The organism is Bradyrhizobium sp. Bra64 (assembly GCF_024519875.1).
In the GTDB taxonomy this organism is placed as follows: Bacteria; Pseudomonadota; Alphaproteobacteria; order Rhizobiales; family Xanthobacteraceae; genus Bradyrhizobium; species Bradyrhizobium japonicum_G.
Genome location: NZ_JALJRD010000001.1, coordinates 390,276 through 408,807, shown reverse-complemented (window position 1 = coordinate 408,807; position 18,532 = coordinate 390,276). Strand labels below are relative to the sequence as shown.

The 18,532-nt window shown below is 64.3% G+C and carries 20 protein-coding genes; 15 read left to right on the top strand and 5 right to left on the bottom strand.

Going from position 1 to position 18,532, the window contains the following annotated elements:
- The first annotated feature begins 55 nt into the window (after positions 1–55).
- Entirely contained in the window at positions 56–838 is a 783-nt protein-coding gene (locus NR187_RS01890) for an SDR family oxidoreductase (RefSeq protein ID WP_211381976.1), read from the top strand.
- A gap of 84 nt (positions 839–922) precedes the next feature.
- Positions 923–1,912 carry an NADPH:quinone reductase gene (locus tag NR187_RS01885; RefSeq protein ID WP_256805591.1) on the top strand — a complete coding sequence of 330 codons (990 nt, stop codon included), beginning with the start codon at positions 923–925 and terminating at the stop codon, positions 1,910–1,912.
- Positions 1,913–1,915: 3 nt separating this feature from the next.
- Here the strand turns inward: NR187_RS01885 and NR187_RS01880 are convergent, their stop codons facing one another.
- Positions 1,916–2,347 (bottom strand): DUF3775 domain-containing protein, encoded by a 432-nt coding sequence (locus NR187_RS01880; RefSeq protein ID WP_211381974.1) that lies wholly within the window; start codon positions 2,345–2,347, stop codon positions 1,916–1,918.
- A 133-nt stretch (positions 2,348–2,480) separates the two neighbouring features.
- Here NR187_RS01880 and NR187_RS01875 point away from each other — a divergent pair, with 133 nt between their 5' ends.
- The 8 genes from NR187_RS01875 to NR187_RS01840 all read left to right on the top strand — a co-directional run bounded on the left by NR187_RS01875 (position 2,481) and on the right by NR187_RS01840 (position 10,733).
- On the top strand, positions 2,481–3,332 hold the full coding sequence (locus tag NR187_RS01875) for an MBL fold metallo-hydrolase (RefSeq protein ID WP_256805590.1): 852 nt from the start codon (positions 2,481–2,483) through the stop codon (positions 3,330–3,332).
- A 197-nt stretch (positions 3,333–3,529) separates the two neighbouring features.
- Positions 3,530–4,372, top strand: a complete 843-nt coding sequence (locus NR187_RS01870; RefSeq protein WP_256805589.1) for a fumarylacetoacetate hydrolase family protein — start codon at positions 3,530–3,532, stop codon at positions 4,370–4,372.
- Between the two features lie 143 nt (positions 4,373–4,515).
- Complete coding sequence (locus tag NR187_RS01865; RefSeq protein WP_211381971.1) at positions 4,516–5,127, top strand: glutathione S-transferase family protein; 612 nt, start codon at positions 4,516–4,518, stop codon at positions 5,125–5,127.
- Between the two features lie 105 nt (positions 5,128–5,232).
- Positions 5,233–6,102 carry an MBL fold metallo-hydrolase gene (locus tag NR187_RS01860; RefSeq protein ID WP_256805588.1) on the top strand — a complete coding sequence of 290 codons (870 nt, stop codon included), beginning with the start codon at positions 5,233–5,235 and terminating at the stop codon, positions 6,100–6,102.
- 132 nt (positions 6,103–6,234) lie between these two features.
- Complete coding sequence (locus NR187_RS01855; protein WP_306235040.1) at positions 6,235–7,383, top strand: alpha/beta fold hydrolase; 1,149 nt, start codon at positions 6,235–6,237, stop codon at positions 7,381–7,383.
- Between the two features lie 67 nt (positions 7,384–7,450).
- Positions 7,451–8,422, top strand: coding sequence for an iron exporter MbfA (gene mbfA, locus NR187_RS01850; RefSeq protein ID WP_211381968.1), 972 nt, complete (start codon positions 7,451–7,453; stop codon positions 8,420–8,422).
- A gap of 217 nt (positions 8,423–8,639) precedes the next feature.
- A complete protein-coding gene (locus NR187_RS01845; RefSeq protein ID WP_211381967.1) occupies positions 8,640–9,170 on the top strand; it encodes a cytochrome b in 531 nt (176 codons plus the stop codon).
- Between the two features lie 90 nt (positions 9,171–9,260).
- The gene (locus NR187_RS01840) at positions 9,261–10,733 is read left to right on the top strand and encodes an amidase (protein ID WP_211381966.1); all 1,473 of its coding nucleotides are present in this window, start codon (positions 9,261–9,263) and stop codon (positions 10,731–10,733) included.
- Positions 10,734–10,800: 67 nt separating this feature from the next.
- Here the strand turns inward: NR187_RS01840 and NR187_RS01835 are convergent, their stop codons facing one another.
- Positions 10,801–11,283, bottom strand: coding sequence for a CinA family protein (locus tag NR187_RS01835; protein WP_211381965.1), 483 nt, complete (start codon positions 11,281–11,283; stop codon positions 10,801–10,803).
- Between the two features lie 168 nt (positions 11,284–11,451).
- Here NR187_RS01835 and NR187_RS01830 point away from each other — a divergent pair, with 168 nt between their 5' ends.
- From NR187_RS01830 to NR187_RS01820, 3 genes are read left to right on the top strand one after another with little or no spacing between them, the layout of a single operon-like run.
- Complete coding sequence (locus NR187_RS01830; protein ID WP_211381964.1) at positions 11,452–12,510, top strand: amidohydrolase family protein; 1,059 nt, start codon at positions 11,452–11,454, stop codon at positions 12,508–12,510.
- Between the two features lie 24 nt (positions 12,511–12,534).
- The gene (locus tag NR187_RS01825) at positions 12,535–13,644 is read left to right on the top strand and encodes an amidohydrolase family protein (protein WP_211381963.1); all 1,110 of its coding nucleotides are present in this window, start codon (positions 12,535–12,537) and stop codon (positions 13,642–13,644) included.
- Between the two features lie 27 nt (positions 13,645–13,671).
- A complete protein-coding gene (locus tag NR187_RS01820) occupies positions 13,672–14,085 on the top strand; it encodes a Rieske (2Fe-2S) protein (protein ID WP_256805587.1) in 414 nt (137 codons plus the stop codon).
- Between the two features lie 66 nt (positions 14,086–14,151).
- Here NR187_RS01820 and NR187_RS01815 read toward each other — a convergent pair whose 3' ends face one another.
- On the bottom strand, positions 14,152–15,477 hold the full coding sequence (locus NR187_RS01815; protein ID WP_211381961.1) for an MFS transporter: 1,326 nt from the start codon (positions 15,475–15,477) through the stop codon (positions 14,152–14,154).
- Positions 15,478–15,620: 143 nt separating this feature from the next.
- Positions 15,621–16,520 (bottom strand): transcriptional regulator GcvA, encoded by a 900-nt coding sequence (locus NR187_RS01810; RefSeq protein WP_256805586.1) that lies wholly within the window; start codon positions 16,518–16,520, stop codon positions 15,621–15,623.
- A 110-nt stretch (positions 16,521–16,630) separates the two neighbouring features.
- Between NR187_RS01810 and NR187_RS01805 the strand changes: the two genes are divergently transcribed.
- Positions 16,631–16,834: a DUF1127 domain-containing protein gene (locus NR187_RS01805; protein ID WP_211381959.1), complete on the top strand. Its 204-nt coding sequence runs from the start codon at positions 16,631–16,633 to the stop codon at positions 16,832–16,834.
- Positions 16,835–16,914: 80 nt separating this feature from the next.
- Positions 16,915–17,538 (top strand): GNAT family N-acetyltransferase, encoded by a 624-nt coding sequence (locus NR187_RS01800; protein WP_256805585.1) that lies wholly within the window; start codon positions 16,915–16,917, stop codon positions 17,536–17,538.
- Between the two features lie 63 nt (positions 17,539–17,601).
- Here the strand turns inward: NR187_RS01800 and NR187_RS01795 are convergent, their stop codons facing one another.
- On the bottom strand, positions 17,602–18,432 hold the full coding sequence (locus NR187_RS01795) for an enoyl-CoA hydratase (RefSeq protein ID WP_211381957.1): 831 nt from the start codon (positions 18,430–18,432) through the stop codon (positions 17,602–17,604).
- Positions 18,433–18,532: the final 100 nt, after the last annotated feature.

The following is an 18,532-nucleotide window of genomic DNA, read 5'->3' as shown; positions in this document are numbered from 1 at the left end:
GTTGGCTAGAGTGCCGCCGTCTTAAAACCTGCCTGCCATTTACGGGAGTGAAACAGTGGATCTTGGGATCAAAGGTCGCCGCGCCATCGTCTGCGCATCCAGCAAGGGCCTCGGACGCGCCTGCGCCATCTCGCTGGCCGAAGCCGGCGTTCACGTCACGCTGACCGCGCGCGGCGCCGAAGCCTTGAAGAAGACGGCCGACGAAATCCGCAAGGCCTATCCCGATGTGACCGTCACCGAGATCGTCGGCGACATCACGACGCCGGCCGGCCGCGAGGCCGTGCTGAAGGCCTGCCCAGAGCCGGACATCCTGATCAACAATGCCGGCGGCCCGCCGCCCGGCGATTTCCGCAACTGGACCCGCGACGACTGGATCAAGGCGATCGATGCCAACATGCTGACGCCGATCGAGCTGATCAAGGCGACCGTGGACGGCATGATGGCGCGCAAGTTCGGCCGCATCGTCAACATCACCTCGGCCGCGGTGAAGGCGCCGATCGACATCCTCGGCCTCTCCAACGGCGCGCGCGCCGGCCTCACCGGCTTCATCGCCGGCCTGTCGCGCAAGACCGTGATCAACAACGTCACCATCAACGGCCTCTTGCCGGGCCCGTTCGAGACCGACCGCCTGCGCAGTACCGCGAAGGGGGAATCCGAGAAGCGCGGAATCACGCCGGACCAGGTTCTGGCCGAGCGCGCCAAGCTCAATCCCGCCGGCCGCTTCGGCGATCCCGACGAATTCGGCTATGCCTGCGCCTTTCTCTGCGGCGCGAGGGCCGGCTTCATCACCGGCCAGAACCTCCTGCTTGACGGCGGCGCCTTCCCCGGCACGCTGTGAGGGCAGGGCTACACCTCTCCCCAGCGGGGAGAGGTGGATTCCCGATGCCGCACCTGCTTGCCCAAGACTCAGAAAGCAATCCAGATGAGAGCGGTCTGGTACGAAGAGGCAGGACCGGCGGCGGAAGTTCTCACCTATGGTGAGATGGCGACGCCGGTCGCGGGCCCAGGCGAAGTTCGCATTCGCCTGGAAGCCTCCGGCGTCAACCCGGCCGATGTCGGCCGGCGCGGCGGCAGCTACCGGACCATGGAATATCCCCGCGTGATCCCGAACAGCGACGGCGCGGGGTTTGTCGATCAGGTCGGCGACGGCGTGACGCGTTTCAAGATCGGCGACCGTGTCTGGCTGTTCAACGGCCAGCGCAACGGCCGCGCCTTCGGCACGGCGGCGGAATATATTGCGCTTGCCGAGCAGCTGGTGACGCCGCTGCCGGATCATCTTTCGTTCGCGGAAGGCGCAACGCTCGGCATCCCCGCGATGACCGCGTGGTGCAGCCTGTTTGCGGACGGACCGATAGTCGGCAAGACCGTGCTCGTCACCGGCGGTGCCGGCGCGGTCGGCCACTATGCCGTGCAGCTCGCCAAATGGGGCGGCGCGCAGGTGATCGCAACCGTCAGCTCGGCGATGAAGGGGGAGCAGGCCCGGCAAGCGGGGGCCGATCTCGTGGTCAATTACAAGGACGAGGACGTCGCCGCCAAGGCAATGGCCTTTTCCGGCGGACGCGGCGTCGACCGTGTCGTCGATGTCGATTTCGGAGGCAATATCGCGACGACGCTGAAGCTGATGGACGTCAATTCCACGATCGCGGTCTACGCCACCAATGGCAACCGCACGCCGACAGTGCCGATGCGCGAGCTGATGGAGAAATGCATTACCCTTCGTTCGCTCGTGCTGTTCGCACTGCCGCCGGCGCTGCTTGCGGCTGCGCAGGCCGATATCTCGAAATGGCTGGCGGCAGGGCCCCGCATCCACAATGTCGCGGCGCAGTTCGCGCTGTCGGAGACCGCGCAGGCTCATCTCGCCGTCGAGAAGGGCGACAAGCTCGGCACCGTGATCGTCGATTGCGCCAAGTAGGTCCTACGAGACCGGCGTGGTCCGCTCGTCGGACCAGTCGATACCGAGCTCGTCCATGCCGTCGGCGAGCAGATCGCCCAACATCGGCTCGCCCAGCAGATACCGCACCGCTTCGCGCCGGGGCGCCTTGTATTCGGCGCGCGCCTCGACGGCGCGGGTACGCAGATCGTCCCACTCCTCGACGTCACCGTCGCCGCGACCGAGCCACATCAGCGTGACGAGATCAAGCTGCTCGTCCTCGTTCAGCGCCCGGATGAAGCCCGCAAGCTCGCCAGCGACCGGATCTGACGCGTTGTCCTCCAGCACGTCGATCTCGTCATCGTCGGACGGATTCGACCCCGAATCCGGATCGGACGCCGCTTCCTTGACGTCGAATTCACGGGCCTTCTCGATGATGAAGGCAACCTTGTCGGCGGAAATGGCAAGCTCTGGCATGGGCTCCCCCTGGGGTGTCGTTTGGCTGGTTCGGGTTCCTCGGATAACGCGATATCGCGACAGATGATCCATTGCGTTCGACCGCGGAAGGCCGCATCTTTCGCGAAAGCAAGAAAATCCGGGGGCGCAGGGCATGTCGTGGACGGTCGGCAAGGTCAGGATCACGAAGATCGTCGAAATGGAGACGGTCGGCTCGACCCGCTTCATCCTGCCGGCCGCGACCAATGATGAAATCCGGAAGCTGCCCTGGCTGATGCCGCATTTTGCCACGGATGAAGGCCGGCTGAAGATGTCGATCCATTCACTGGTGGTGGAGACACCGGCACGTCGCATCGTGGTCGACACCGGCCTTGGCAACGACAAGCAGGGCCGCGGCGTGCCGACCTGGAACAACCGCAGCACCCCGTTTCTGGAGAGCATGACCGCGGCGGGCTTTCCCCCTGACAGCATCGACACGGTGCTGTGCACGCATCTTCATGTCGATCACGTCGGCTGGAACACGAAGCTGTCTGGCGGTCGATGGGTGCCGACCTTCCCCAACGCCCGCTACCTGTTCGGCAAGACCGAATACGAATATTGGCGCGGCTACACGGCCGAGCCGGACAAGGTCGCGGTGTTCAACGATTCCGTGAAGCCGGTCGTCGATGCCGGCCAGGCCGAGTTGATCCCAAGCGACCACTGGCTCTGCGAGGAAATCCGCGTGATCCCGACCCCCGGCCACAGTCCCGGGCACATGAGCGTCCTGATCGAGTCCGGCGGCGAGCAGGCGCTGCTCGCCGGCGACGTCGCCCACCACCCCTGCCAGATGGCGCATCTTGACTGGTGCTCGGTCGTCGATACCGACCCCGCTCAATCGGCGGCCAGCCGGCACAAATTGTTCTCGCGCTTTGCCGACAGCCCGACGCTGGTGATCGGCGGGCACTATTCGGCCGGGCACATCCGGCGGGACGGGGATGCGTTCAGGTTCGTGGCGCTGCAATCGTAGGGGGCAAAGCGGAGCGTGCCCACTATTCCCGGGGCAACCACGAGAATTGGAGGGCACGGCGCTTCGCACCTTTGTCCGCCCTACGATCCCTGAATTGCGGGGGCTGCAATGCGCCCCGCTTTGAGCGGTTGAATTTCCCGCCGCCCTGTTCCATGAAGCTATTTAACCGATCAGTCCATCCCAAGGGAGAAACGAGAATGAAGCTTGTTCGTTATGGCGAGAAGGGTGCGGAAAAGCCCGGCCTGATCGACAAATCCGGCCAGTTGCGCGACCTGTCGGCGCATGTGGAGGACCTCACCGGCGAAGCCTATTCGCCTGATACCCTGAAGAAGCTGGCGGGCCTCGATCCCGCTTCGCTGCCCGCCGTCTCGGGCAAGCCGCGCTTCGGCGCGCCCGTGACCGGCATCTCGAAATTCGTGGCGATCGGCCTCAACTACAGCGACCACGCCAAGGAGACCGGTGCGGCGATCCCGACCGAGCCGATCATCTTCATGAAGGCGAACACCTCGCTGTCCGGTCCGAACGACGCGGTCGAGAAGCCGCGCGGCTCGACCAAGCTCGACTGGGAAGTCGAGATCGCCGCGATCATCGGCACCCGTGCCAAGTATGTCTCGGAAGCTGATGCGCTGAACCATGTCGCCGGCTATTGCGTCTGCAACGACGTCTCCGAGCGCGCCTTCCAGACCGAGCGCCTGGGGCAGTGGACCAAGGGCAAGTCGCACGATACCTTCGGCCCGGTCGGACCGTGGCTTGCGACCAAGGACGAGATCAAGGACGTGCAGGACCTGTCGATGTGGCTCGACGTCAACGGCCAGCGCCGCCAGACCGGCTCGACCAAGACCATGATCTTCTCCATGGCCAAGTGCATCTCCTATGTCTCGCAGTTCATGACGCTGCTGCCGGGCGACATCATCACCACCGGCACTCCGCCCGGCGTCGGGCTCGGCATGAAGCCGCCGACTTTCCTCAATGTCGGCGACGTCGTCACCCTCGGCATCGAGGGCCTCGGCGAGCAGCGCCAGGAGATTATTGGGGCGTAAGCCTCCGACCACGACGGCCCGCCACAACATCATTGCGAGCGAAGCGAAGCAATCCGGAATCCCTCCGCGGCGACACTCTGGATTGCTTCGTCGCTTCGCTCCTCGCAATGACGAAGCAAAACTTTCATTGTTGGATACGCGCCATGAAGCTCTCCTTCTCCCCAGCCTCGCCCTTTGCCCGCAAGGTGCGCATCGCCGCGATCGAGCTCGGGCTGATCGACAAGATCGAATTCACGCCCGCGACCGTCGCGCCGGGCACGGCCAACGAGGATTATTCGCGCATCACGCCGCTGAAGAAGCTGCCGGTGCTGATCACCAATGACGGCGACGTCATCTTGGACTCCTACGTCATCGTCGAATATCTCAACGAGATGGCCGGCGGCAGCCTGATCCCCGACTACGGCCCACGGCGCTGGAAGGCCAAGACCAATCATTCCCTGATCAACGGCATGCTCGATTCCATGCTGCTGTGCCGCTACGAGAAGATGGTGCGGCCGCAGGGCCTGCAATGGCAGGCATGGTCGGACGACCACTGGAACCGGGCCTGGACCGGCATGGCGCGCTTCGAGAACATGCCCGACGTGCTGAACGGCCCGTTCGACATCTCGCAGATCGGCCTCGTCTGCGTGCTCGGTTATGCCGACTTCCGCTTCGCCGATTGCGGCTGGCGCAAGGCCTATCCGAAGCTCGACGCCTTCCACCAGAAGATGCTGGAGCGGCCTTCCGTCAAGATCTCGGTGCCGCCGGCCAGCTAAAACGCGATGATCCGCATCGCGCTTCAGCTTTCCGTTCGAGCATGATCTTTTCGGAAAACCGCCGCACACTTTTCCGGATCATGCTTGTAACTCGCAGGAATTCTCATGAGCCTGAAATACTCGGTCGGCGATCTCACCATCCATCGCATCATCGAGCAGGAGACGACGTTCCTCCCGGCGCTGGAGCTCATCCCCGGTCTTACGCCGGAGGTGCTGGCCGAGAACCGCGCATGGATGCGTGAGGCGAAGGCGATGGACGAGCAGGATGTCTTGATCCTGTGTTTCCAGTCCTATGTGATCAAGACGCCGCACCACACCATTCTGGTCGACAGCTGCATCGGCAACGACAAGCCGCGGCCGCAGCGCCCGAAATGGAACATGAAGACCGACGACACCTATCTGCGCGGACTCAACGCTGCCGGATTCTCGCCTGACGACATCGACTTCGTGATGTGCACGCATCTCCACGTCGATCACGTCGGCTGGAATACGCGGATGGAGAACGGCCGCTGGGTGCCGACCTTCCCGAAAGCGCGCTACGTGTTCGCCAAGCAGGAGTTCGACTACTGGACCGAGCAGAACGCGAAGGCGGAGGTCGCCCCCTTCGTCGACAGCGTGCTGCCGGTGGTCGAGGCCAAGCGTCACGAGGTGGTCGGCAACGACCACCAGATCGGCGATCACGTCCGCATCCTGCCGACACCGGGCCACACGCCCGGCCATGTCGCTGTTACGATGGGCCGCGGCAAGGACGACGCCGTGTTCTCCGGCGACCTCATGCATTCGCCGTTGCAGACGCTTTATCCGGAACTGTCGATCAAGTTCGACGTCGATCCGGCGAAGGCGGCAACCACGCGCCGCAGTTTCCTGGAGCGCTATTGCGACACCGATACGCTGTGCTGCACCGCGCATTTCCCGTCGCCGTCGGTGGGCAAGATCCGGCGCAAGGGCAGCGGGTTCGTTTGCGCGGCGGTTTAGTAGAGTCCGCACTCGTATGGAGGGCAAAGCGAAGCGTGCCCACCATGCCAAACGCGGTGTAGAAAGATGGTGGGCACGGCGCGCAAAACGCGCCTTTGCCCACCCTGCGATTCCACCCGAGTGGAGGAAACGATGGCCGATCTCCCCGACGTCCCATTGCCCGCCGGCATCCGCTCGCGTTATGTCGACGGCATCAACGGCCTGCGCATGCATGTGCTGGAGGCAGGCTTCGAGACCAGGGGCCGGCCCTGCATCCTGCTGCTGCACGGCTTTCCCGAACTCGCCTTCTCCTGGCGCAAGGTGATGCCGGCGCTCGCCGAAGCCGGCTATCACGTGATCGCGCCGGACCAGCGCGGCTACGGCCGCACCACGGGATGGAGCGCCGATTACGACGGCGATCTTGCGCCCTTCTCTCTCCTCAACCTGGTGCACGATGCGCTCGCCCTGGTGTCGGCCTTCGGCTACGAGCAGGTCGATCTGGCCGGACATGACTTCGGCAGCCCGGTCGCGGCCTGGTGCGCGCTGATACGTCCGGACGTGTTTCGCTCGGTGACGATGATGAGCGCGCCGTTCGGCGGCGCGCCGCCGTTGCCGTTTGGCAGGGTCGACGCGCCGGCGAAGCCTGCGGTCGAAGACCCCGTTCACCGCGAGCTTGCCGCGCTGCCGCGTCCGCGCAAGCACTATCAATGGTACTATTCGACACGTCCGGCCAATGCCGACATGCAGCACGCGCCGCAAGGCGTGCATGATTTCCTGCGCGCCTACTACCATCACAAGAGCGCGGACTGGGCCGACAACAAGCCTTACCCGCTGACATCATGGTCGGCGAGCGAGCTCGCAAAACTGCCGACCTACTACGTGATGGACGCCGGCGAGACCATGGCCGAGACGGTTGCGAAGGAGATGCCCTCGGCCGCCGCGATCGCCGCCAATCGATGGCTGCCGGACAGCGAGCTTGCGTATTACAGCGCCGAATATCGCCGCACCGGATTCCAGGGTGGCCTGCAATGGTACCGCTACGGCACGTCGGGCATGCTCAATAACGAGATGCAGCTGTTCTCCGGTCGCAGCATCGACGTGCCCTCCTGCTTCATCTCGGGCAAGCAGGATTGGGGCACCTACCAGCGCCCCGGGGTGTTCGAAGCGATGCTGGGCCGCGGGTGCACGAACATGCTCGGCTGCCACCTCGTCGACGGTGCCGGCCATTGGGTGCAGCAGGAGCAGCCTGCCGAGGTGAGCCGTCTGCTGCTCGACTTCCTGACGAAGAGCGGCCCGGCGTGATTTGACCGGGGAACCCCGGCATTCTATATAATTTAGAATTATTCTAAACTTGGGAAGCAGGGCCGCCGTGAAGAACTTTTCCGATCTGACCGAGCGCGAGGTGCTCGCGGTCGCGATCTCCTCCGAGGAGGAGGACAGCCGCATCTACATGACCTTCGCCGAGGATCTCCGCGAGCGTTATCCGGATTCCGCCAAGATCTTTGAGCAGATGGCCGAGGAAGAGCGCGGGCATCGTCACATGCTGCTGGAAACCTATGAGCAGCGTTTCGGTCCGCACCTGCCTCCCATCCGCCGCGAGGACGTCAAGGGCTTCCTGCGACGCCGCCCGGTCTGGCTCACAAAGAACCTGTCGCTCGACACCATCCGCAGGGAGGTCGAGACCATGGAAATGCAGGCCGAGCGCTTTTACGTCAAGGCCGCCGAACAGGCTCAGGACGTCGGCGTTCGCCGTTTGCTCGGCGATCTCGCCGAAGCGGAGAAAGGCCACGAAGAGATGGCCGCAAAGCTGTCGGACCAGATCCTCAGCCCTGATGTGCGCGCGGAGGAAGATCGCACCAACCGCCGCATGTTCGTGCTGCAATACGTGCAGCCGGGCCTCGCCGGACTGATGGACGGATCGGTCTCGACTCTGGCGCCGCTGTTCGCGGCCGCGTTTGCCACCCACCAGAATTGGCAGACCTTTCTGGTCGGCCTCGCCGCCTCCATCGGCGCCGGCATCAGCATGGGATTTGCGGAGGCGCTGTCCGACGACGGCTCGCTCACCGGTCGCGGCTCGCCATGGCTGCGCGGTCTCACCTGCGGGGCGATGACGACGCTCGGCGGGCTCGGCCACACCATGCCCTATCTGGTGCCGGACACGTGGGCCAATGCGTTCTGGATCGCGACCGCGATCGCCGGCATCGTCGTGTTCTTCGAATTGTGGGCGATCGCCTTCATCCGCGCGCGCTACATGGACACGCCGTTCCTCCAGGCTGTGTTCCAGATCGTGCTCGGCGGCGCCATCGTGCTGGCGGTGGGGATATTGATCGGGGCGGCGTAGACGGCGATGACGGAGCGCAATACGAGTTCATCGTCAATCCGATCATGGGCGTCGGCTCCGGCCGCCATGGCGAGGCGGATGTCACGCCGGCCGCGCGCGTCACGCCCGCATCCGATCGTCTCGTGGTGAAGATGATCAACGGCTACGCATTTCGCGCATGCCTTTGCATGCAGCTTCCAACCCTCGAGCGACACTTGTCGCAGGATCGGGCGACTTCATGACGGGCCAACTTCACTATGGGACACCGGCCAAGATCTTCCACTGGCTTATTGTCGGACTGCTTGTCGTGCAATACCCGATCGGCTGGCTGATGCCGGACCTGCACCGCGGCATGACGCCCGGTGCCGGGATGACGTTTCACGTCTCGGTCGGAATGACGGTTCTGGCTCTGACCGCCCTGCGCTTCTTCTGGCGTCTTACCCATCCCGTTGCACCGGAGAGCTCGCTCCCGGCCTGGCAACGCGTGAGCTCAGAGGCGATCCACTGGCTGCTTTATGCGCTGGTGTTCGCCACGACGATTTCGGGCTGGCTGTTTGCGTCCTTCCGCGGATGGTCTGTTTCCCTCTTCTATCTTGTGCCGCTGCCGATGCTCGCGTCCGACAACGCTGCCGCCGGGCGGACAATCGACGGCCTGCACCAGGCCATGGAACTGGCGCTCGTCGTAACCATCGGTATTCACGTTGCAGCCGGGCTCGCACACATCTTCATCTATCGCGATCGTGTCATGCAGCGGATGCTGCCCAGGTAGCTTTCGTCACAGGTCAACGGCTGTCAAACGGCGGTTGCGACATCAGGTAAAACTGCGCATCATCTGTCCAGCAAAGCGCGGGAGAATGCCGTGGCCAAATCGGAATGGAGTTTCAAGAGCGCGGTCGAGCTTTCGGCGGCACTGACCGCGAAGAAGGTCTCCGCGGTAGAGCTCACGCAGGATGCGATCGAACGCATCGAACGACACGACGGCAAGGTCAACGCGATTTGCGTCAGGGATTTCGACCGAGCGCTCGGTGCTGCGCGCGAAGCGGACGCCGCATTGGCGCGCGGCGAACGGAAGCCGCTGCTCGGCCTGCCCGTCACGGTGAAGGAATCCTTCAACGTCGCCGGCCTGCCCACGACCTGGGGGTTCGTTCCGCAGAAGAATTTCAAGCCGGTGGAAGACGCGCTACCGGTGGCACGCATCAAGCAGGCCGGCGGCGTGATCCTCGGCAAGACCAACGTCCCAGTAGGCCTCGGCGACTGGCAGAGCTACAACGACATCTACGGCACCACGAACAACCCCTATGATCTCGACCGCACGCCGGGAGGATCATCCGGGGGATCTTCGGCAGCCCTTGCGGCAGGCTATTGTGCGCTCGCCACCGGCTCCGACATCGGCGGCTCCCTGCGTGTGCCGGCCTTTCATTGCGGCATCTTCGCTCACAAGCCGACCATCAATCTCTGCCCGGCACGCGGCGAGACGCCGCCTCCGTTTCCAGCCCTTCCGCGCGACAACGATCTCGCCGTCATCGGGCCAATGGCGCGCACGGCAGCGGATCTGCCCTTGCTGCTCGACGTTATGGCTGGACCCGATCCGCTCGAAGCCGGCGTCGCCTACAAACTCGATCTGCCTGTTGCACGGCATCAGTCGCTGCGGGATTTTCGCGTCCTGGTGATCGAAAGCCATCCATTGCTGCCGACTGACCGGGATGTGCGCGGCGCGATCGACAGGCTCGCAACCGATCTCACGAAGGCCGGCGTGACGGTCGCGCGCGAGAGCGCGCTGCTGCCGGATTTTGCGGACACGTCGCGGCTTTATATGCGCATGCTGCTCGGGTTCCTCGGCGCGTTCTTCCTTCCCGACGTGCTGGCGGATTCGCAATCCCGAGCGAGCCAATTGTCGCCGGAGGACCAGAGCCTTGGCGCGGAGCGGCTGCGCGGCATCACTGCAAGTCACCGTGCCTGGGTGCTCGACGCCGGCGGTCGCGCCGGCCTACGCGCACAATGGCGCGCGCTGTTCAGCAGCTTCGACGCGGTGATCTGCCCGATCATGCCGACGCCAGCCTATCCGCATGATCATTCGCCGGAGCAGCGCTTGCGAACCATCAACATCGATGGCAAGGACTACCCCTATTCCGACCAGCTCGCATGGCCCGGCATTGCGACGCTTCCGGGCCTGCCGGCAACGGCCGTTCCGCTCGGCCTGTCGAAGGACGGCCTGCCGGTCGGCGTTCAGATCATCGGGCCGTTCCTCGAGGACCGAACGCCGCTGAAACTCGCCGGGCTGATCGAACGCGAGTTCGGCGGGTTCGTGCCGCCGAAGATGTTTGATGACTAGTTCCTTGGCAATGACGGCGCAATATATCTGCTGGATCCGGGCTTGATGTTTCGCGGGCGCCGCGACGTCACCGCTCCAAGGTCTTCAGCAGCAATTTCAGCGCTGTCGCCGCAAATATCTGCATGTTGGCGAAACGGTCGTTGCTGCCCGTCTCCAGCGTCGTCACTTCCGCTGCGGGCCCGGCGACCGCCATGCAGCTATGGCCTGCGGCATCGCCGTAGCGGTTGCCGGTGGGACCGGCCGCGCCGGTCTCGGACAGGCCCCAGTCGCAGTTGAAGCGGCTGCGCATCTGCTCGGCCAGCAGCTGTGCGTAGGGCTCCGATGAGGACCGAAAGCCCTTCATGCCGTCGTCCGAAATATCCATCAGCACGCGTCTGGCATCGCGGGTGTAAACCACCGCGCCGCCGAGGAAATAGGCGGAGGCGCCGGGCACCGCGAGCAGGCTGGCCGAGATCAGGCCGCCGGTCGAGGATTCCGCCACGGCAATGGTCTGTTTGCGCGCGATCAGTCTGCCTGCGACCTGTTCCGCGATGCCGACGAGCTCTTTCATGCCTTTGACCTCTCATTCCCTCGCAACCGAGCTCAGCCTTCCTAGCATATGACAGCGCCGTTGGCCGAGTTGCGGGCGGCGGGCAGGCCTGCTTGAATGCCGCCACAAGACGGAGCGACCGAGCGCCGCCCACGACAAGACGTGACGAGGAAACGTGAAGGAGACGTCATGGCGTCCCTGATCGCCGGCGGGGTGGATTGCGATCTGCATCCGGCCGTGCCGCATCTGACCAGCCTGCTGCCCTATCTGAACGACTATTGGCGCGATCAGGTGACGACGCGCGGCATGGTCGACCTCGTCTCGCAATCCTATCCGCAGAACTCGCCGATCACGACGCGGCCCGACTGGCGCCCTGAAAGCGGCAAGCCGGGCGAAAGCCTGGAAGACATGCAGCGCCATGTGCTCGATCCCTTCCAGTTCACGCATGCCATCTGCAATCCGCTCTACGGCGTGCAGATGGTGTTTTCGGAAGACCTGCAAGCCGCCTTCTGCCGCGCGCTGAACGACTGGCTCGCCAAGGAGTGGCTCGATCGCGACCCGCGGCTGCGCGGCTCGATCGTGATTCCCACGCAGAGCATCGACAAGGCCGTTGCCGAGATCGAGCGCTGCGCGCCGGACAGGCGCTTCGTGCAGGTGCTGATGCTGGTGATGGGCGACACGCCGCTGGGCAAGCGTGCGCTGTGGCCGATCTACGAGGCCGCGGAACGGCTGGGGCTCCCAATCGGCATTCATGCCGGTTCCGCCTATCACAATCCGCCGACCTCGGTCGGATGGGGTTCCTACCACATCGAGGACTATGTCGGTCAGGCCCAGGCGTTCCAGACCCAGCTCACCAGCCTGATCGTCGAGGGCGTTTTCGCCAAATATCCGCGGCTGAAAATGGTGATGCTGGAATCCGGCGTCTCCTGGATCTCCCCCTATCTCTGGCGCCTGCACAAATTCTGGCGCGGGGTGCGGATGGAGACGCCCTGGGTCGATCGCGCGCCGCTCGAGATTGTGCGCAGCAACATCCGCTTCTCGTTACAGCCATTTGATGCGCCGCCGGATCAAGCGACATTAATTCGCCTGTTTGATCATATGCAGTCGGACGAATTGGTCCTATTCTCCACCGACTATCCGCACTGGCAGTTCGACGGCCAGGACGCGCTGCCCGAGGGCCTCACCCCCGATCTCGTGCGCAAGATCATGATCGATAATCCGCATGCCACCTACCCCCGCCTGACTTAGCCCGCTGCCAAAGGAGGCAAGGCGATGAATATCCAGTTCCGCGAGAGCACCGAAGCTGCTTCCCCACTGACCGTCAAAACCGCGATCGCGGACTGCGACATCCATCCGGCCCGCGCGACCCGCACCGAGCTCTATCCCTATCTCGCCAAACGCTGGCAGCATCATCTCGAAGTCTACGGCGTCCATGCCTATCAGGGCATGATGGAAGGGCCGCCCTACCCGAAGGCCCAGCCCAACGCCTCGCGCCGCGACGCCTATCCGCCGGAGGGCGGGCCGCAGGGCTCATCGCTCTCCTTCATGCAGAAGCAGCTGCTCGATCCCAACAACGTACAGCTGGGCGTGCTCAATCCGCTCAACACCGGGCAGGGAATCCGCAACCACGAGCTCTCGGCGGCGCTGTGCTCCGCGGTCAACGACTGGCAGATCGACAAATGGACCAGCAAGGATAAGCGGCTGAAGGCGTCCATTGTCGTCGGCAATGAGGACGGCTTGTCCGCCGCCGCCGAAATCCGCGAGCGCGCCGGTGACAGGAATTTCGTTCAGGTGCTGCTGCTCAGCCGCAACGTCGAGCCGCTCGGCCAGCGCCGCTACTGGCCGATCTATCAGGCCGCGGAAGAGGCGGGGTTGCCCGTCGGCGTGCACGCCTTCGGCTTCGGCGGCAACCCGATCACGCCGTCGGGCTGGCCTTCCTATTACATCGAGGAGATGGTGGGCCATTCGCAGTGCCAGCAATCCGCGCTGGCGAGCCTCGTGTTAGAGGGCGTGTTCGAGCGCTTCCCGAAACTGAAGATGGTGATGATCGAGGCCGGCTTCGGCTGGGCGCCGTCGCTGGCGTGGCGACTCGACAAGGTCTGGCGGCGGCTGCGCAGCGAGGTGCCGCACGTCAAACGGCCGCCATCCGAATATATCCGCGAGCAGGTGTGGTGGACGACGCAGCCGATGGAGGATCCGGAACGGCGCGAGGATCTGTTCGACGTCATCAATTGGATCGGCTGGGACCGCCTGCTGTTCGCGACCGACTATCCGCATTGGGACTATGACGAGCCGTCGCGGGTGCTGCCGGCGGGCGTCAGTGAAGCCAATCGCGAAGCGTTTTATCTCGGCAATGCGAAGAAGCTCTACGGCATTTCCTGATGGCAAGTTCCTGATGGCAAGTTCCTGATGGCAAGACACGTCATCGCTCCCGTCGACGAGCTTCCGCCGGGCACGCGAAAATTTCTGGAGATCGACGGGCGGCCGATCGCGGTCTTCAACATCAAGGGCGAATATTTCGGCCTGATGAACCGCTGCCCGCATCAGGGCGCGGCGCTGTGCGAGGGCCCGCTGATGGGGCTCGCGCAATCCAGCGACCCTGGTGAGATCGAATACACCAGGCTCGGCGAGATCATCCGCTGCCCCTGGCACGGCTGGGAGTTCGACATCCGCACCGGCCAGTCCTATTGCGATCCCCGCCGCTTCCGCGCGAAGGCGTACCCGGCCCATGTCGAGCCGGGTGCGAGCGTGGTGAGGGGGCCGTATGTCGCCGAGACTGTTACGGTGCGGGTCGAGAGCGATTACGTGGTGGTGGAGTTGTAGCCAGCCGCACGTTTCACACCCTCCCTGGAGCGGGAGGGTGAAGGTCGACGATGATCGAAGCGACCATCAATGTCCCGCGACCGGCTCGACCACCGCATCATACGTCGGGACCGCCCTGCCGCCGCCGCGATAGACGACCGAGGCCGCGATGATGCCGAGCAATGCCGCGAACATCAGCCAGAAGCCGGGCGAGGCCTTGTCGCCGGTGTGCTCGATCAGCAAGGTCGAGGCGAATGGCGTGAAGGTGCCGAATAGCGCAGCCGCGAGCGCAAACGCCAGCGAGAAGCAGGTGGTGCGCACATGCGCCGGCACGATCTCGACCAGCGCACCGAGCATGGTGCCGCTGTAGACGCCGAAATAGAACGAGAACATCATCTCGACCGCGAGCAGCTTGCCGAAGCTCGGCGCCGCCACCAGCCAGTGCAGTGCCGGATAGGCGGTGACCAGCGACAGGCAGGCGATGGTGATCAGCACCGGCTTGCGGCCGATGCGGTCGGACAATGCGCCGCCGACCGGATTCCAGAAGAAATTGGTCACGGCGACGAGCAGCGTCACCAGCAGCGCGTCCTGCGTCGACAGTTTCAGCACGGTCTTGCCGAAGGTCGGCGTGTACACGGTGACGAAGTAGAACGTCGTCGTCGTCAGGATCGCGATCATCATGCCGAGGAGGACGATGCGCCAGTTGGCGAGCGCGGAGGCGAACACTTCGCTCGCCGTCGGATGCTTCTTCATGGCCAGGAACGCCGGCGTCTCCTCGAGCGTCCGGCGCAGGAAGAAGATCAGCGGAATGATCATGCAGCCGACGAAGAAGGGAATGCGCCAGCCCCAGGCGGCCACCATGTCGGCCGGCATCACCTCGGACAGGATGAAGCCGAGGATCGAGGCCACGAAGATCGCGACCTGCTGGCTCGACGACTGGAACGAGGTGTAGAAGCCGCGATTGCCGGGCGTGGAGATTTCCGCGAGATACACCGACACGCCGCCGAGCTCGACGCCGGCGGAGAAGCCCTGCAGCAGGCGTCCGATCAGCACGATGACCGGCGCCGCGATCCCGATGGTGGCGTAGCTCGGGCAGAACGCGATCACGACGGTGCCGATGGCCATGATGCCGAGCGTGACGATCAGGCCCTGGCGGCGGCCGATACGGTCGATATAGGCCCCGAGCACGATCGCGCCGACAGGGCGCATCAGCGCGCCGAGCCAGAATACGCCGAAGGTGTTGAGCAGTGACGCAGTTTCGTTGGTCGAGGGGAAGAACGCCTTGCCGATGGCGGCGGCATAGAAGCCGAACAGGAAGAAGTCGAACTGCTCGAGGAAATTGCCCGATGTGGCGCGCAGGATCGCGCCGATGCGCGACTTGATCTCGGGCGGATTGGTTGCTGGTCCAGCCATGACATTACTCCCCTTGAAGATGCGGCCGGACCGGGAACTGACTTCACGGCAGGCGACGGATTGTTGCTGCGACAATCTGTCCTACCCCTTCTCGCGCGGGGCGCTGCGAGTCAATCGATTTTGCCACGGAAGCTGATGATTTTTCAGGCTTTATTCCGCGTCGCAGCGATCATCCAGTCACGGAATGCGGCGAGCTTCGGCGCCGCGCGGCGGCCCTCCGGCGCGACCAGGTAGAACCCGGCATCGGCGGGCAGCGCGATCTTGAAGGGGACCACCAGTCGCCCCTTGGCAATGTCGTCCTGGACGTAGGACGTCCGCCCCATCGCCACGCCGATACCGTCGATCGCGGCCTGGATCGTCATGAAGATCATGTCGAAGGTGATGCCGGGCTGCCTGGCGATGTCGACCGGCTGGCCCGCCGCCGTCAGCCATAGCCGCCAGTCGTCGCTGTTGGCGTTGGAGGTGTGCAGCAGCATGTGGCTCTTGAGATCCTCGGGGCAGCGCAGCGGCTTGTCGCCACGCAGGAGGGATGGGCTGCACACCGGAAACAGCTCGTCCGCCATCAGCCAGTCGGCGCGCAGGCCCGGCCACTGGCCGCGGCCGTAGCGGATCGCGGCATCGACATTGTCGCGCTGGAAGTCGACGAGACTGGTGGAGGTGGTGATCCGGACGTCGATGCCGGGATGCTGCTCCTGAAAATCGGTCAGCCGCGGCAGCAGCCATTTTGCGGCGAGCGAGGCCAGCGTCGAGACGGTCAGCACCTTGTCGTCCTCCTTCCGCAGCAGGCGGTCGGTGGCGAGGCGAAGGTCGTTGAAGGCGGCACGGACGCCCGGCAAATAGTCGCGCGCCTCCGGCGTCAGCTGCAGCGCGCGGTTCTGCCGGACGAACAGGCGGATGCCGAGCTCCTCCTCGAGCCTGCGGATCTGATGGCTGATTGCGGTCTGGGTCACGTTCAGCTCCGACGCGGCCAGCGTGAAGCTGAGATGGCGCGCCGCGGCCTCAAAGGCCCGCAATCCGTTCAGGGAGGGCAATCTGGCAGTCATCTGGCAGCAGGATGCATGACGTTATTTCATGCGAAAGGGTACAAATTGTCGTTTGTCGCAGCGCACTGAGAAGCAGATATTAGCGGTTAACTTAGCTCAAGGAGCTGAAAATGTCTACTTTGACCCAGAATTCGATGACAAATCATCATGCGGCCGGTCTGCTCCAGCAGATCGGCGAGACGATTCACGTCTGGCATGAGCGCTACCGGACCCGTCGCGAGCTCAGCAATTGGACGGCGCGCGACCTGCACGATGTCGGCCTGTCCTGGACCGACATCGCCTATGAGGCCGACAAGCCCTTCTGGCGGGCCTGATTGGCCGCCAGGCCGGCGCCGCCTGATCACAGGGGCGCCGGCGGTCCCTCTTTCGTTAGGTCCTCTTTGGGGCACGTGTCATGAGCACCCTTCGCCTGGAAGATTTGAAGCAATATTCGGACGCGCTGCGCACCCGGCACGGCGAGGCGGTGAGCGTTCGTTTCGTCGAGCCGCGCGATACCGACGAGCTTCAGCATTATTTCCGCTCGCTCACGACCCGCTCCCGCTACAACCGCTTCTTCGGCGCCATCAGCGAGCTGCCGAAGGGCCTGCTGCACGAGTTCCTCGAGATCGGCGAGCGCGACCGGTTTACCGTGGTCGCGACAATGATGGTCGACGGATTCGAGACCATCGTCGCGGAAGCGCGCTATGCGCTGCATGCGGAGACCGCGACGCTCGAGTTCGGCCTGTCGGTCGACGATCGCTGGCAGGGCCACGGCATCGCCACCGTGCTGATGAAGAATCTTGAATGCCGCGCAGCCGCGCTTGGCGCCGAGCAGATGTTCGGCGACACGCTGCGCTCCAATGAAGCCATGATCTCGCTCGCCCGCAATTCCGGCTTTGCTTTCGTCAACCATCCGGACGACTGGAAGCTGGTGCGTTTCGACAAGGACATCACGGTCGCGCCAAAGGACATTCCCTGTGCGAGCTGGCGGCTCGCCGCCCTTTCCCGTCAGGCCGAAAGCCCCTCAGCCTCGGTCTGACACCACTGCAAGCCCGGTCCTCCAGGGCCGGGCATTTTTTGTGCTCACGCAGGCCGCGAAGCCCTACTTCCCCGTGAACACCGCCTTGCGCTTCTCGATGAAGGCCTGCACGGCTTCCTTGTGATCGGCGGTCGTGGTCAGGCGGATCAATCGTTCGGCTTCATGGTCGCGCGCGGTCTCGAAGTCGAACTGGAGGGCCTCGTCGAGATTGTCCTTCATGTAGCGCAGCGCGAGGCGCGGGCCTTCGGCGAGGGACTTGGCCAGGGCGAAGGCCTCGGCCTGCAATTTATCATCAGGCACGACGCGATTGACGAGGCCAATGGCCTCGCAACGCGCGGCATCGACCCGATCGCCGGTGAACATCAATTCGCGCGCCCGCGCTGTGCCGACGAGGCGCGTCAACAGCCAGGCGATGCCGTAATCGCCGCTGAGCGCGATGCGGGCATAGCCGGTGGCAACGAAGGCCGATTGCGCGGCGATGCGGATGTCGCAGGCCATGGCGATGGCGAGACCCGCGCCGACCGCCGGCCCCGGCAGCGCGGCGATGGTCGGCTTGCGCACCGACACCAGCGCGCCGGTGAGCAGCCGCTGCCGCTCCTGGAGATCGGCGATGCGGTCCTCGAGCGACATCTCCAGCTTCTTCGGATCGCGATGCGCGCCCATGCCCTTGACGTTGCCGCCGGCGCAGAACGCTTCGCCGGCGCCGGTGAGCAGCAGCGCGCCGACATTGGGGTTCTCGCCGCAGGTCCGGATCATGGTGCGCAGCGCCGGCGTCAGCAGGTCCGACAGCGAATTGCGCGCCTCCGGCCGATTCAGCGTGATGACCGCGACGCGGTCGCGGATGACACAGAGGAGTTCGCTGGTGCCGGTGTCGATGGTGGTTTCCGTGCTCATATCGCTCCCTACTCTTGTCGGGTGGGCAAAGTGAAGCGTGCCCACCATTTCCGCATCCGGTGTTCGCGAAGGCGGGCACGGCGCGCTGCGCCTTCGCCCA